Origin of the sequence: uncultured Enorma sp. (assembly GCA_905210055.1) — a bacterium.
Taxonomy (GTDB): domain Bacteria; phylum Actinomycetota; class Coriobacteriia; order Coriobacteriales; family Coriobacteriaceae; genus Enorma.
This window is the reverse complement of the sequence record CAJLVH010000038.1, coordinates 1-13,199: the sequence shown is the minus strand read 5'-3', so window position 1 is coordinate 13,199 and position 13,199 is coordinate 1. Positions and strand designations below refer to the sequence as shown.

Here is a 13,199-nt window from a genome sequence, read left to right as displayed (position 1 = left end):
CCGCCAATCTGGCCGTTGCTGCCAAGGAGAGAGAAAAGTTCGCTACGGGCAAGGAGGTCGCTGCGCTTCGGAAGAGCATTCGCGTGCTGATCGATGATCGTCTGCGCACACTCGCGACACGCATTGCCGACACCTATAACGGCGTGTATTGCGCCTATGATGGGGCCTGCATCGGCGACTGGGGCTCGCAGTCGATTCAGAGAGTATCGTGCAAGTCCAAGCTCAGCGGTGCCGCGGAGGAATGGGTAAGGTATTATCAGCAAAGCCTTCTTGATGATGCGAAGGCGTTGCGCGCATTTGATTACGGATGCGCGACAGACGATGAGCTGCGGGCTCTCGCTTCCCTGGAGCAGTTGATCAACGTGCTGTTCGCCATTCCGATGAATCTGTTCGACGTGTACGCCGCCTTTGCGAAGGCAGATCCGTGCGATCCTCGGTGGCGGAACGGTCTTTCTAAGAGGAGCAGGCTGCAGTCGAGTGTGTTTCTGGCCCTCCAAATGGACTGCATGCTCACCAACGAGCTGCAAGTGCGGCGGAACGCCTGCGCCTTGACGGGAAGCCTGAGCGAGCAGTACCGGGATTTCGGGTACCGTATGCTTATGCGGCTCAGCTATGAGAAGAAGGGGCTCGACCGGCTTCCAACGGGGGGCGCCGCCATCGACGATCTTGCCGCCCAGCTTTACGGAATAACCAGGGTCGATAACTCCTCCGTGCGCGATCGCAGGCTGGAAGCGTTGAAAAAGGCTGCCGAGCTGGCAGATGCATGGGTTGCCGCATGTCCCCATTCCGCTGACGCTCGGCGCCATCAATCCTCGATAACCGCAGCCATCGATCAGCGCCAAGGCATTCTTGAGCCAGCGGCGGAAAAGGCTGTGCGCGACTACGCGCGGGCGCTCGAGGAGGATCGGAAGCGGCGGCGCGAGGAAGAGGCCGAAACCGAGCGGAGACGTCGCCGTGAGCGGGTAGAGCTCGAGCAACAACGCCGCCGCGATGGAGAGGGAGGCGCAGAAGGCGGTGTGCGAGCCGATCGAGCGCTTCGTGCCTGCCAATAGCCCCACGGACGGACAGGACTCGACCACCTCTTCGTCCTAAACCGGCGAGCCGCCGCGTGCAGTTTTGTCCGGGCGACATGACATAATCATCGCAAGCGCTAGGGCACCCCATACGGCGGGCGCCCTGGCTCGCAGGCTTACGAGAGAGGAGCCTTTGTATGGCAGATGCGGTATATTCCGATCTTGAGGGCGGGTCGCTTTCCGCTCTGATAACCCAGCTCAAGGAAAAGGGGCTCATCAGCTCAGATGCGAGCATCGATGCCATCGCGCGCAAATTCTTCCAGAAGTTCCGCGATGCCGGGCTCCTCGAGTACCAGACATTCGAGCGCACGGGCAGGCGCTGCACGGTTCCCACCGAGGCAGGGATTGCACGCGGAATTGAACGGAATGATACGAGCCTATATGCATACCCATGGTTCTCTGGCGCCGGCATCCAGCTGGTGCTCGAGGCGCTCGACAGCGCGGGCATGCTCACGGTGCCGCTGAAACGCGGTGACAAGCCCGGCGAACAAGCTCAGACGGCTGTCCCCACCCCGCGCCCCGGCGACCCGTATCCGGACCGCACGCCGCAAGAGATCGACACCGAGGACAAGGACGCATGGTGCCGCAAGGGCGAGGAGCTCGAGAGGGACTTCGTTGCACGCATCGTGCCCCTCACCGGGCGCGACGTGCGCATCAACCCGGAGAAGGCGACGAACCCCTACGCCATCGACCTGCACGATTACGACAACGACCGCCCCGCCGACCTCAAGAGCTTCATGACGCCGTTCTTTACCTGCGCCCGCTATACGCAGGACGAGGCCGGCCGTCCGCTTGCGCGGCGGCTCGACCCGCGCCTCACCATCACGTTCGACGCGAAGGACTACCGCCGCTACTGCGAGCTCTACCCGGAGTGCGACATCTACCTCTACGTGCATTGGGAGCAGCTCGCCTATCGCGACGTAGAGATTGAGCCGCTCGAGGGCGTGTGGGTGGCGCGCTTCGCCGACATGCGCGCGAAGATCGAGGAGCGCGCGCTCGTGCACCACTACTACCTGCGCCGCCAGGGCGACCCGCACAACGCGAACGACTGCTACCTCTTCGATCTGCGCGATCCCATCTTCACCAAGCTCATCGAGCGCGCGCCGGGAGCGGAGGAGCCGGCGGTGGCGTGCGCGCCGGTGGCCAGCGCGGAAGAGGATCGTGCGCGTGTGGAGGAGCCGGCGCAGGACGTTCCCTCTCCCGAGCGCGATGCTGCCGCGCGCCAAGCGACCGCCCTCCTTCGCGACGCGTATGGCGAGGGGGCAGAGTTCCGCGCGGGCCAGCTCGAGGCGATCGTCGACGCCGCGACGGGTGAGCGCGTGCTCGTGGTGCAGAAGACGGGTTGGGGCAAGTCGCTCGTCTACTTCATGGCCACGAAGATCCTGCGCGCGCAGGGCGCCGGCCCCACGCTCATCATCAGCCCGCTTCTGGCGCTCATGGAGAACCAGATCGAGTCGGCGAAGCGGCTTGGGTTGAACGTCGCGACCATCAATTCGGGAAACAAGGACGACTGGGAAGAGATCTTCTCCCATCTCGGCAGCTATGACGCCCTCATCGTCTCGCCCGAGCGCCTCTCGAACGATGGGTTCATGAAGCAGCTCGCCGGCGTGCGCGGCATCAAGCTCTTCGTGGTGGACGAGGCGCACTGCATCTCGGACTGGGGGCACGATTTCCGCCCGGACTACCAGCGCGTTTCGCGCTTCCTGCAGAACCTCCCCGAGGACGCGGCCATCTTGGGCACCACGGCCACGGCGAACAACCGCGTGATCAAGGACATCCGCTCGCAGCTCGGGCATAACTTGAGCGTCGTGCGCGGCGACCTCATCCGTGAGGAGCTCGCCATCCAGGTGAACCCCGAGCAGACTCGCGAGGAGCGCCTCGCCTGGCTCGCCCAGACGCTCGGCCGGGGCGGCGGCTTGGATCGGGGGCAGGGGCTCATCTACTGCCTCACGCAGCGCGATTGCGAGCACGTGGCGGAATACCTGCAGCAGCACGGCGTCTCTGCCCGTGCATATCATTCCGGCCTCGACCAGGAGGTCTCCGACCGTGCGCTCGCGGACTACGAGGCGGGCGACGTGCGCGTGCTCTGCTGCACCATCAAGCTCGGCATGGGCTACGACAAGGCGGACATCCGCTTCGTCATCAACTTCCAGCTGCCCGAGAACCTCATCAGCTACTACCAGCAGATCGGCCGCGCCGGCCGCGACGGCAAGCGCGCCTACGCGGTGCTGCTGCACGGCCCGGAGGACGAGGGCATCCTGCGGAGCTTCATCGACTCCGCCTTCGCCGAGCCGAACCTACTCGAGAAGATCATCGAGCGGTGTGCCGACGGGGCTACGCAGCGTGAGGTCATGGCTTCGGTCAACGCGACGGCGGGGAAGGTCAAGGAGGCGCTCAAGTACCTCGAGGTGCATGATTATCTGCATGAAGAGCGCCGGAAGAACCAACGCGGCAGCACGGTGCGCATGTACTGCGCCAACGATGCGACGAGCTTCGACGCGCAGGCGGAGCGCGAGCGCCAGGCCGAGCTCCGCAACATGCGCTACGACGAGCTTGCGAGCTTCAAGGAGTTCCTGCGCACGGATGGCTGCCTCATGAAGTACATCGCCGACGAGCTCGACGCGCCGGATGCCAAGGAGCACTGCGGCATCTGCGCGAACTGCACGGGCGAGCCGCTGTTCCCCGTCGAGGTGGACGAGGTGCTCGTGGACGAGGCGATCTCGTTCGAGAAGAACCGCCACGGCTTCGTGAAGCCCCGAAAGCAGTGGCCGGACGGCACCCGCATCGCACCCGAGGAGCAATGCGGGCGCGGCTGGATCCTCTCGGACAACTACTTCTCGTTGCTTGGACAGCTCGCCGCGACGGGCAAGTACCGCGACGGGCGTTTCTCGGACGAGCTGCTCATGGAGTCCGCGCGCTACCTGCGCAGCGCGACGGCGGGCGTGGGCATCGATGCGGTGGTCGCCGTGCCGAGCCTGCGCCGCCCCACGCTCGTGCCGGATTTCGCCGAGCGGCTGGCGCATGCGCTCAAGGTTCCGTTCATCGACGGCGCCGTGCGCAAGACCGCAGAGGGCGCCGCGCAAAAGACGCTTAACAGCTCCGCGCTGCAGGCGAAGAACATTCGCGATACCATCGAGGTCGCCAAGCCCGGGCGCATCGCAGGCAAAACGGTGCTCCTCGTGGACGACATGGTCGATTCCGGCTGGACGTTCGCGGTGATCGCGTCCGAGCTCGTCCGCGCCGGCGCGAAGGCCGTCTATCCGTACGCGCTCGTGAAGACGGGTAAGGGCGACTAGCGCCGTACGGCGGCACGGCATGTGACGAAGGGAGGGCGAGCATGCCAAGCGTGTTCATATCCGGGTCGAGGAGCCTTGCGCGCCTGCCCGAGGAGTTCTGCCGGTCTTTGGACCGCATCTGCGAGCAGGGTTTCGGCGTGCTCGTGGGAGATTCCGAACGCGGGGTCGATGCGCTCGCCCTCGACTACCTGCGAGTGTGGGGCGGTGGTTCGCCGTATCCCCATGTGACGGTGTTCACGGTGCGCAGCCGCCCGCGCGTGAAGGTTGAGGGCGCATGGGGGCTCGAGGTCGTTCCAGGCGAGCCGGGGTCGACGGGGCGCGCCCTCCAGACGGCGAAGGACCGCGCCATGGGGGAGCGGGCGGATTGGGGGCTTGCGTACCTCAACCCCATCGAGATCAACCGCTTCGGAAACTTGCAGGTGAGCTCGGGCACGCTGCGCAACGCCGTGCAGCTGCTCTTGGCAGGGCGGCCGGTGAAGCTCTTCTATACCTATGAGGAGAGCGCCTGCGCGGCGGATCTCTCGACGATCGAGGACCTTGAGACCGTGGTGGGGCGGTACCAAGCGGAGCGGCTCGGCGAAGAGGAGCGTGCGGCGGTGCTCGCGGGCGCAACGGCGCGCGACCGAGCCGCGGGCAAGGACGCCGCCCAGGTGAAGTTCGAGAAAATCGAGGCGAAGCTCCAGGCGCTCATCCGCGACGAGCAGAAGCGTCGCACCGTGCAGGCCACGCTCGACTTAGGCTGATGTGTTGGTTGCGGAGGAGTTTCATCCAAGCCGTTTTGACGGGGCGCGAAACGGGTTCGAACGGGTTGCAGGGAACACGTCGCCAATCAAGCTCATTCTGTCTTCACAAGCTCCTCATGGCGTAACGAGAGAAATCGCAGCTCACAGCTATAGGATACGCCCGGACGCGTGTATTTGAGGTTTTCGGTTGACTCGCGCCGCCGCCTTGTACTACTATTCGTTTGCTCGCGATGGCGGCATTTCCGCATGGACATCCGGCTTCGTGGGTCTTGCTTCTTATGGGAGTGTGCCCGAGTGGTTAATGGGGACGGGCTGTAAACCCGTTGGCTCTGCCTACCAAGGTTCGAATCCTTGCGCTCCCACCAGAAGTCAAGTGCCTGTGTAGCTCAGTCGGTAGAGCACCTCGTTGGTAACGAGGAGGTCACCGGTTCAAGTCCGGTCGCAGGCTCCAGTACGGCGGTGTAGCTCAGCTGGTTAGAGCACACGGTTCATACCCGTGGCGTCACTGGTTCGAATCCAGTCACCGCTACCAGGTAACACGGTGGCTTCTCTATGTACGTGGGGGAGCCACTTAAGTTAAAGGGCAAGTCCCCTCGGGGACGACCTTAAGGAGGAGGGCTAAATGGCCAAGGAAAAGTTCGAGCGTACAAAGCCGCATGTTAACATCGGCACCATCGGCCACGTGGACCACGGCAAGACCACGCTGACCGCCGCCATCACCAAGGTTCTCTCCGAGACCGATGGCTGCAAGGCCGACTTCACCGCCTTTGAGAACATCGACAAGGCTCCCGAGGAGCGCGAGCGCGGCATCACCATCTCCGTCGCGCACGTCGAGTACGAGACCGCTGAGCGTCACTATGCTCACGTCGACTGCCCCGGCCACGCCGACTACATCAAGAACATGATCACCGGTGCTGCCCAGATGGACGGCGCTATCCTGGTCATCGCCGCCACCGACGGCCCCATGGCTCAGACCCGTGAGCACATCCTGCTCGCCCGTCAGGTCGGCGTGCCCTACATCGTCGTGTTCCTGAACAAGTGCGACATGGTTGACGACGAGGAGCTTATCGACCTCGTCGAGATGGAGACCCGTGAGCTCCTCTCCGAGTACGACTTCCCGGGCGACGACATCCCCGTCATCCGTGGTTCCGCTCTCGGCGCCCTCAACGGCGAGGAGAAGTGGTATGACTCCATCCGCGAGCTCATGCACGCCGTCGACACCTACATCCCGACCCCCGAGCGCGACGACGCCAAGCCGTTCCTCATGGCCGTCGAGGACACCATGACCATCTCCGGCCGTGGTACCGTTGCGACCGGCCGTGTCGAGCGCGGCGTGCTCAAGCTCAACGAGCCCGTCGAGATCGTCGGCATCAAGGAGACCCAGTCCTCCGTCGCCACCGGCATCGAGATGTTCCGCAAGACCATGGACTTCTGCGAGGCTGGCGACAACGTCGGTATCCTCCTGCGCGGCATCAAGCGCGAGGACATCGAGCGCGGCCAGGTTCTCTGCAAGCCCGGTTCGGTGCACCCGCACACCAAGTTCACCGGCGAGGTCTACGTCCTCACCAAGGAGGAGGGCGGCCGTCACACGCCGTTCTTCGATGGCTACCGTCCGCAGTTCTACTTCCGTACCACTGACGTGACCGGCACCGTCAAGCTCCCCGAGGGTACCGAGATGGCCATGCCTGGTGACCACATCACCATCGAGGGCGACCTCATCCACCCGATCGCCATGGAGGAGGGCCTGCGCTTCGCTATCCGCGAGGGCGGCCACACCGTCGGTTCCGGCGTCGTCTCCACCATCATCGAGTAACTTCGGGTAGCCGAGGTATTCGGATCGTGTGATCTTAGACCCGGCTCCTCATCGCGAGGGGCCGGGTTCTTCATGACGCACCGTTTTCCAAATCGAACTCATCTTCTGTGAACGCGCGCTGCGCACACGAGAGTTCGCTTCGGAAAACGGTGCAAGATGCGGGTTGTGCCCGCGACCTTGTGAACGTTTATGGAACGCATCTGCAATCGCGCCTATCAGCGAATAAACCGTTGACAGAGTAAGAACGCAGATGCTATCGTATTCCATCGTGCCCGTACGGGGCGGTATTTGGAGGTAATTAGTTTCATGCGTACTCTCGTCACCCTTGCCTGCACCGAGTGCAAGCGTCGTAACTATACGACGACCAAGAACAAGGCAACCATGCCCGATCGTATGGAGATCAAGAAGTATTGCCCCTGGTGCCGTCGCCATACGGTTCACAAGGAGACCCGTTAGTCTCCAACTTTTACACGCCAGTAGTTCAATTGGTAGAGCATCGGTCTCCAAAACCGAGTGTTGAGGGTTCGAGTCCTTCCTGGCGTGCCAGTCTTCAATCCGTAAGCCTCGATTTCGGGGCTTACGGTTTCCTGTGTTAGGCGCTTTGCGCCTGGAGGTAGCGACCATGGCCAACAAGAAGAACAAGAAGAAGGCTTCGCAGCGCAGCGCGCAGGCGCCCGCCGCTCCTGCCAAGGCTGAGGCCGCTTCTGCTGCCAAGAAATCCGTCTCGCACAAGGGCTCCAAGGAGACCGAGAGCGCTTCGAAGAGCGTTGCACGCGCTAAGGCTGAGATGAAGGCCGCTAAAGAGAAGGATAAGGCGAAGGCGAAGAGCAAGAAGGGCGCCAAGCCCGGCTTCTTCGGTGGCATTCGCAACTATCTTGCCGCGGTGCGTACCGAGATGCGTCGCGTCACTTGGCCCAGCAAGAAGGAGCTCATCAACTACTCGATCGTGGTGTGCGCTTCTCTCGTGGTCGTTGGCATCGTTATCGCCGCACTCGATTTCGTGATCGGCGAGGGTCTCTTCCTCATCTCTGGATTAAGGAGCTAGGCCATGTCGAAGCGTTGGTACGTTGTCCACACCTATTCCGGCTACGAGAAGAGCGTCAAGACCGACCTCGAGCATCGCATCGAAACCATGGGGATGCAGGATCGCATCTTCGACATCGAGATTCCCATGGAGAGCGTGACCGAGATCAAAGAGGGTGGCAAGCGCGAGACCAAGGACGTCAAAATCTTCCCGGGCTATGTGCTTGTGCGCATGGAGATGGACGACGACGCCTGGACTTGTGTGCGTAACACGCCCGGTGTCACCGGTTTTCTCGGCGCCAATGGCAAGCCGTCGCCGCTTTCGCGCGATGAATACAACAAGATGATGCGCAAGTCCAAGAAGGGCGAGGCTCCCAAGCGGATGTCCGTCGACCTCGAGGTGGGTACGCCGGTGCGCGTGACCTCCGGCCCCTTGGCGGACTTCAACGGTATGGTTTCCGAGGTCAACGCCGAATCTGGCAAGGTGAAGGTCATCCTCCAGATTTTCGGCCGCGATACGCCCGTCGAGCTTGGTTTCGACCAGATCGTCGTGGCGCTGTAAGGTTGGTTGTTCGCGCGCCGGCGCTTCGCTCCCGGACCGCTCATCTGGGGGCGTGCTTCTAACGCAGGTTCGCTAACGATACGTTTGATTTACTTCACTTTCGGTTCAGGAAGGTTTTGAGATGGCTGATAAGAAGGTTGCAACCGTCATCAAGCTTCAGATTCCTGCCGGCCAGGCCAACCCGGCGCCCCCCGTGGGTCCCGCCCTTGGTGCTGCCCAGGTCAACATCATGCAGTTCTGCCAGGCGTTCAACGCCGCCACGCAGGACAAGATGGGCGACGTCATCCCCGTCGTCATCACGGTCTTCGAGGATCGCACGTTCGATTTCGAGTGCCACACTCCGCCGGCGGCGCACCTCATCAAGAAGGAGCTCAAGCTCAAGAGTGGTTCCGCCGTGCCGCAGCGCGACAAGGTTGGCCAGCTCACCGACGAGCAGCTCACCAAGATCGCCGAGATCAAGATGCCCGACCTCAATGCCAACGACATCGAGGCCGCTAAGAAGATCGTCGCCGGTACCGCCCGCTCCATGGGCGTGACCATCGCCGAGTAACGTTGCTTTCTACGGGTGCGTCGAGATGGCGCACCCGTTTGCGGGTTTACCGCTCCGGTGAAGCCGCTCGCGCGCAATAGGGCGCGCAACGATGTGGGAGGGCACGAGCCCTGTGACCACAGGAGGTAGAACATGCCGAAGCATGGAAAGAATTTCCGCGCCGCTGCGGAGAAGGTCGAGAAGTTCAAGCTCTACAAGCCGCTCGAGGCTGTCCGCCTGGTGAAGGAGGTCGCTCCCGCCAAGTTCGACGAGACCGTCGAGGCGCACTTCCGTCTGGGCATCGACACCCGTAAGGCCGACCAGAACATCCGTGGCTCCATCTCCCTGCCTCATGGCACCGGCAAGACCGTCCGCGTGGCCGTCTTCGCCGAGGGCGAGAAGGCTCGCGAGGCTGAAGAGGCTGGCGCCGATGTCGTCGGCTCCGACGAGCTCGTGGCCGCTATCCAGGGTGGCGAGATCAACTTCGACGCTGCGATTGCTACGCCGAACATGATGGCCAAGGTCGGTCGCATCGGTAAGATCCTTGGTCCCCGTGGCCTCATGCCGAACCCCAAGCTCGGCACCGTGACCATGGACGTCGCCAAGATGGTCGGCGAGCTCAAGGCCGGCCGCGTCGAGTACCGTGCCGACCGTTACGGCATCTGCCACGTGCCGGTGGGCAAGGTCTCCTTCGACGATCAGAAGCTCGTCGAGAACTACGCCGCGCTCTACACCGAGATTCTGCGCGTGAAGCCGTCTTCCGCCAAGGGTCGCTATGTGAAGAGCATCGCGCTCAGCTCCACCATGGGTCCCGGCGTCAAGGTCGACTCGTCCGTGACCCGCGACTTCATGGCTGAGTAGCCCGCGCCCGCTAACAGCAGCTATCCACAGAAAGCCCGGTTGCCCCTCTGGCAGCCGGGCTTTTTTCATGCCGCAGCATGACCTCGGTGCCGGTTGCAACGGCCATGCCAGGCCGCGCGCCGGCGGGGAGCGACGAGCAGCATCACCGCCCTTCCTTCGGCGTGGCAGCTGCAACCGGCACCGCCGTCACGTGCACACGGTATGCGTAATTAAAGTCCCTGATTTGACGGTTTTGGATGCGTGAAATGGTCAAATCAAGGACTTCAACAGTCTATTCTGGAGCAAAAAGGCTCAGACGAGGAGGCTCGCGTACAAGGAGACTCACGTTCAAGGAATATATTCCTCAAAAAGTATATCGACACACATAGTACTCTATGTTACAGTGGGCACAGCGGGCGAGAATAGGCGCCCGATGTCGATTGCCAGGAGGTGAGCCCATGACGACGCGAGACGCGGTAAGCGACCTCATCCGAGGAAACATCGATGCAATCATCCTATGTACCCTCACGAATGGCGACAGCTACGGTTACGAGATCCTAAAGGAAATCGCCACGGCGAGCCAAGGCGAGTACGAGATGAAGGAGCCGTCGCTCTACACGAGCCTCAAGAGGCTGGAAAAGCAGGGATTCGTTGAGAGCTACTGGGGTGATGAAACGCAGGGCGCGCGCCGCAAGTACTATCGCGTGACGCCGAACGGCGCAATCGAACTCGATGAGGCGAAGGAGCGCTGGGTGCGCGTGCGCCGCATCATCGACAGGCTGCTGAGGCAGAACGGAGGAGACCGATGAACGAATTGCGTATGTACGTCGAGCATCTGTTCGAAGGTCGGGTGCTCACGGCCGAGATGATCGAGCTCAAAGAAGAGATCTACGGGAACCTGGTCGCACGCTACGAGGACTATGTCGCAGGCGGCATGGGCGAAGCCGAGGCGCTCGCGCAGGCAAAGGCGAGCATCACGAGCATCGACGATGTGCTTGCGGGTGAAGGCGAAGACGCGTTCGAAGGTGCGGCATCCAGTGCGTCTGAAGATGCGGAGCCGACGGCTGTGCACGCATCCGATGACGATGCGGGCGAGTCGACTTGTGAAGAAGACGCTGCGACGGAGGGCGCTGCTGCTACGGTAGTTCAGCCCGCACCCGCGACGGCATCCACCGCCGATGCTTCGGAGCATGCGAACCCCTGGCTGAAGATCCTGGTCGTTGCGGCGGCGGTCATCGCGGTGATTCTCGTGGCAACGGTTTTGTGGAACGTCGTGCTCGAGCCGACTGGCGACCAGTTGGAAGATACGGTCGAAGACGTCGTCGACGCGACGGTGGCAGGAGATGCTGGGCAGACGGACAATGGCGACAACCAAGGCACCGGGGGTGGCAGCGGCGCCGGTGCCAACACGAATACTTCGGACACGCCAACCTTCAGCGATCCTGAAGACCAGCGCGAGTACGAGGCCACCATGGCGGTGCTCGACGAGATCGACGCGCATGACCCCACGACGCTGCAGGCGTATACTGGCGACAGTCAGCCGTCGAGCGTGTTCTTCGAGAACTTGCCCCTGGGTTCGTATGTCTCTGCGGATGAAACCGGCTCGATCAACGCGGGCACGTTCGAGGTCTACTACGTGAACGTTTCGGAGGACATCGATGGCGATGCTATCGACCGCGCGATCGTGTACAACGCAGCCGCTGCATTCAGCGCCTATCCCAACCTGCAGTACTTGAACGTGGTCGTCCACGAGGCATATGACGAGCATCACGATGCCGATGTGTACGCCTTCGATCGAAGCCAGCTCGAGCGCGCGTTCGCCAATGCGAGCGGTGACGCCGTCACGCAGTTCAATAGCTCGCTTTTCGAGTCGGAGGCAAGCTGGGATGTGGTGCGCCAACAGATCGATCGCCATGACTTCTGTGACCATCAAATGGACATGGCCGAACGCAGCTAGCGTGTAATTTTATCCCAGGGGTTTTTAACATCTGCGCCCCGAGTAGGTCTCCTGCTCGGGGTGCCTTTCTGTGCAATGTTAAAAACCCCTGGGGTAAATTTACCTCGGGCACGGTCGAGCCTTGTGGTACACTTTACCCCAATGCAGTGACCGCCGGTTCACCCGGTGGCTGCGAGCGAGAGGATGGGACATGAAGCACCAGGCCAACAACGGGATCGCCACCGCCCAGGCGGCGTTCTGTGTTGCGCAGCTTCTATCCCTAGACGAGCTACTACTAAGCGCTGGTACGCGCTAGGGTACTTCGTCCCGCTCGGATTATTCGACCTTTTGAAGCACCCCATCGCGTATCAAGCCCGACGAGCAGGGCGCATCGCGACGGGGTGCTTCTTCATATTCCGCGAACATACGCGATACGCCTCCTGCTACGTACGCCCGGCGCGGGCAGCCAGCCCAGCTAAGACAGGAGGAACCATGACCCGCAAGATCCACATCTTCGATACCACGCTCCGCGACGGCGAGCAGTCGCCCGGCGCGAGCATGAACACCGAGGAGAAGCTCGTCATCGCGCGCCAGCTCATCCGCATGAACGTCGACGTCATCGAGGCGGGTTTCCCCATCTCGAGCCCCGGCGACTTCAAGAGCGTGGAAGAGATCGGCCGCATCGCGGGCGACGCGTGCACGGTATGCGGCCTCACGCGCGCGGTCGATAAGGACATCGAGGTCGCGGCCGAGGCGCTGAAGACCGCCAAGCGCCCGCGCATCCATACCGGCCTGGGCGTTTCTCCGAGCCACCTGCGCGACAAGCTGCGCATGACCGAGGACGAGGCCATCGAGCGTGCCATCCATGCCGTGAAGCTTGCCCGCAGCTTCGTGGACGATGTCGAGTTCTATGCCGAAGATGCCGGCCGCGCGGATCAGGATTTCCTCGTGCGGATCATCGAGGCCGCGGTGAAGGCGGGCGCCACGGTTGTGAACATCCCCGACACGACGGGCTACAACATGCCATGGGCGTTCGGCGCGCGTATTCGCGACCTGCGCGAGCGCGTGGACGGCATCGAGGACGTCACCATCTCCGTGCACACCCACAACGACCTCGGCATGGCGACGGCGCTTGCCATCGAGGCGGTGCGCAACGGTGCCACGCAGGTCGAATGCACCGTGAACGGCCTGGGCGAGCGCGCCGGCAACACCGCACTCGAAGAGGTCGTCATGGCGATTCGCATGCACGGGCAGGAGCTCGACGCGCACACGGACATCGTGACGCAGGAACTCACGCGCGCCTCGAAGCTCGTGAGCTCGATCACCGGCATGACGGTGCAGGCGAACAAGGCGATCGTAGGTGCGAACGCGTTCGCGCACTCGA

12 protein-coding genes and 4 tRNA genes are annotated in these 13,199 nt (G+C 62.5%); all 16 read left to right on the top strand.

Annotated features, from left to right (window positions below; translation table 11 throughout):
• Positions 1-1,052 (top strand): hypothetical protein (locus tag QZ079_RS04135; RefSeq protein ID WP_297035447.1); only part of this gene is annotated, 1,052 nt, incomplete at its 5' end.
• Between the two features lie 158 nt (positions 1,053-1,210).
• Positions 1,211-4,369, top strand: a complete 3,159-nt coding sequence (locus QZ079_RS04130) for a RecQ family ATP-dependent DNA helicase (protein WP_297035441.1) — start codon at positions 1,211-1,213, stop codon at positions 4,367-4,369.
• Between the two features lie 41 nt (positions 4,370-4,410).
• Positions 4,411-5,112, top strand: a complete 702-nt coding sequence (locus QZ079_RS04125; RefSeq protein WP_297035439.1) for a hypothetical protein — start codon at positions 4,411-4,413, stop codon at positions 5,110-5,112.
• A 280-nt stretch (positions 5,113-5,392) separates the two neighbouring features.
• Positions 5,393-5,477: transfer RNA gene (locus QZ079_RS04120), tRNA-Tyr, on the top strand.
• A gap of 10 nt (positions 5,478-5,487) precedes the next feature.
• Positions 5,488-5,563: transfer RNA gene (locus QZ079_RS04115), tRNA-Thr, on the top strand.
• A 4-nt stretch (positions 5,564-5,567) separates the two neighbouring features.
• Positions 5,568-5,644 (top strand) — tRNA-Met (locus tag QZ079_RS04110).
• A gap of 90 nt (positions 5,645-5,734) precedes the next feature.
• Positions 5,735-6,925 (top strand): elongation factor Tu, encoded by a 1,191-nt coding sequence (gene tuf, locus QZ079_RS04105; RefSeq protein ID WP_297035437.1) that lies wholly within the window; start codon positions 5,735-5,737, stop codon positions 6,923-6,925.
• Positions 6,926-7,231: 306 nt separating this feature from the next.
• The gene (gene rpmG, locus QZ079_RS04100) at positions 7,232-7,381 is read left to right on the top strand and encodes a 50S ribosomal protein L33 (RefSeq protein ID WP_019127809.1); all 150 of its coding nucleotides are present in this window, start codon (positions 7,232-7,234) and stop codon (positions 7,379-7,381) included.
• Between the two features lie 14 nt (positions 7,382-7,395).
• Positions 7,396-7,471, top strand: a tRNA-Trp gene (locus QZ079_RS04095).
• 76 nt (positions 7,472-7,547) lie between these two features.
• A complete protein-coding gene (gene secE, locus QZ079_RS04090; RefSeq protein WP_297035434.1) occupies positions 7,548-7,970 on the top strand; it encodes a preprotein translocase subunit SecE in 423 nt (140 codons plus the stop codon).
• Between the two features lie 3 nt (positions 7,971-7,973).
• Positions 7,974-8,510: a transcription termination/antitermination protein NusG gene (nusG, locus tag QZ079_RS04085; protein WP_291289059.1), complete on the top strand. Its 537-nt coding sequence runs from the start codon at positions 7,974-7,976 to the stop codon at positions 8,508-8,510.
• A 121-nt stretch (positions 8,511-8,631) separates the two neighbouring features.
• The gene (gene rplK / locus QZ079_RS04080) at positions 8,632-9,060 is read left to right on the top strand and encodes a 50S ribosomal protein L11 (protein ID WP_291289060.1); all 429 of its coding nucleotides are present in this window, start codon (positions 8,632-8,634) and stop codon (positions 9,058-9,060) included.
• A gap of 132 nt (positions 9,061-9,192) precedes the next feature.
• Complete coding sequence (rplA, locus tag QZ079_RS04075; RefSeq protein ID WP_291289061.1) at positions 9,193-9,900, top strand: 50S ribosomal protein L1; 708 nt, start codon at positions 9,193-9,195, stop codon at positions 9,898-9,900.
• Positions 9,901-10,337: 437 nt separating this feature from the next.
• Positions 10,338-10,688, top strand: coding sequence for a PadR family transcriptional regulator (locus tag QZ079_RS04070; RefSeq protein WP_291289062.1), 351 nt, complete (start codon positions 10,338-10,340; stop codon positions 10,686-10,688).
• Entirely contained in the window at positions 10,685-11,836 is a 1,152-nt protein-coding gene (locus QZ079_RS04065) for a hypothetical protein (RefSeq protein WP_297035430.1), read from the top strand. Before QZ079_RS04070 ends, QZ079_RS04065 begins: the two co-directional genes overlap by 4 nt.
• Before the next feature lie 471 nt (positions 11,837-12,307).
• On the top strand, positions 12,308-13,199 hold an 892-nt coding region (locus QZ079_RS04060), incomplete at its 3' end, for a 2-isopropylmalate synthase (protein ID WP_297035427.1).

Coding starts and splice junctions, on each gene's coding strand:
- QZ079_RS04065 (WP_297035430.1), top strand. CDS start 10,685: ATGAACGAATTGCGTATGTACGTCGAGCATCTGTTCGAAGGTCGGGTG.
- tuf (WP_297035437.1), top strand. CDS start 5,735: ATGGCCAAGGAAAAGTTCGAGCGTACAAAGCCGCATGTTAACATCGGC.
- nusG (WP_291289059.1), top strand. CDS start 7,974: ATGTCGAAGCGTTGGTACGTTGTCCACACCTATTCCGGCTACGAGAAG.
- QZ079_RS04070 (WP_291289062.1), top strand. CDS start 10,338: ATGACGACGCGAGACGCGGTAAGCGACCTCATCCGAGGAAACATCGAT.
- QZ079_RS04130 (WP_297035441.1), top strand. CDS start 1,211: ATGGCAGATGCGGTATATTCCGATCTTGAGGGCGGGTCGCTTTCCGCT.
- QZ079_RS04125 (WP_297035439.1), top strand. CDS start 4,411: ATGCCAAGCGTGTTCATATCCGGGTCGAGGAGCCTTGCGCGCCTGCCC.
- secE (WP_297035434.1), top strand. CDS start 7,548: ATGGCCAACAAGAAGAACAAGAAGAAGGCTTCGCAGCGCAGCGCGCAG.
- rpmG (WP_019127809.1), top strand. CDS start 7,232: ATGCGTACTCTCGTCACCCTTGCCTGCACCGAGTGCAAGCGTCGTAAC.
- rplA (WP_291289061.1), top strand. CDS start 9,193: ATGCCGAAGCATGGAAAGAATTTCCGCGCCGCTGCGGAGAAGGTCGAG.
- rplK (WP_291289060.1), top strand. CDS start 8,632: ATGGCTGATAAGAAGGTTGCAACCGTCATCAAGCTTCAGATTCCTGCC.